The organism is Pseudomonas aestuarii (assembly GCF_027988105.1).
GTDB lineage: Bacteria > Pseudomonadota > Gammaproteobacteria > Pseudomonadales > Pseudomonadaceae > Aquipseudomonas > Aquipseudomonas aestuarii.
Map to the genome: position 1 here is coordinate 1 of NZ_JAQJZJ010000026.1, position 699 is coordinate 699.

The window sequence follows — 699 nt, forward strand, 5'->3', positions numbered from 1 at the left end:
GGGTTGGTTGCGGTTGATCCGGCCACCCTTGCTCAGGCGATTGATCTGACTCATGCCTTTTCTCCTGCCGCACGGCTGGGCTGCTTCGCACTGTTCGGCTTAGCCGTCACGCTCGGCTTTTCGCCAATCTTGTAGGTTTCAAAAATTTCGTAGCTGATGGTGTCGCGCGTGGCATTGAAGTACTGCCGGCAGCCGGCCGCGTGAATCCACAGCTCGTGGTGGATGCCGCGCGGGTTGTCGCGGAAGAACAGGTATTCGCCCCACTCAGCATCGGTGCAGGCATTCGGATCCAGCGGGCGTGGGATATGCGCCTGGCCGGCCGAGTGGAATTCCTCTTCGGAGCGCAGCTCGCCACAATGGGGACAGAAGATGTTCAGCATGTCGGATTTCTCCTGTTAGTGGGCGACGCCGGCGGCGCCGTGCTCGTCGATCAGGGCACCGTTGTAGAAACGGTCCATGGCGAAGGGTTTGGCCAGTTCGTGCATTTCGCCTTTGGCCAGGCTGGCGGCGAATACGTGACCGGAACCCGGGGTGGCCTTGAAGCCACCGGTACCCCAACCGCAGTTGAAGAACAGGTTCGGCACCGGGGTCTTACTGATGATCGGGCAAGCGTCCGGCGTGGTGTCGACGATGCCGCCCCACTGCCGGTTCATGCGCACGCGCGAGAGCACCGGGAACAGCTCGACGATGGCCTGCAGT

Annotated in this window: 2 protein-coding genes; both read right to left on the bottom strand. The window is 61.9% G+C overall.

Annotated features, from left to right (window positions below; genetic code table 11):
- Window positions 1–50: 50 nt before the first annotated feature.
- Window positions 51–380, bottom strand: a complete 330-nt coding sequence (locus PH586_RS23385; RefSeq protein WP_025163301.1) for a sarcosine oxidase subunit delta — start codon at window positions 378–380, stop codon at window positions 51–53.
- A 15-nt stretch (window positions 381–395) separates the two neighbouring features.
- Window positions 396–699: FAD-dependent oxidoreductase (locus PH586_RS23390; protein ID WP_271350204.1), on the bottom strand; the 304-nt coding region annotated here is incomplete at its 5' end.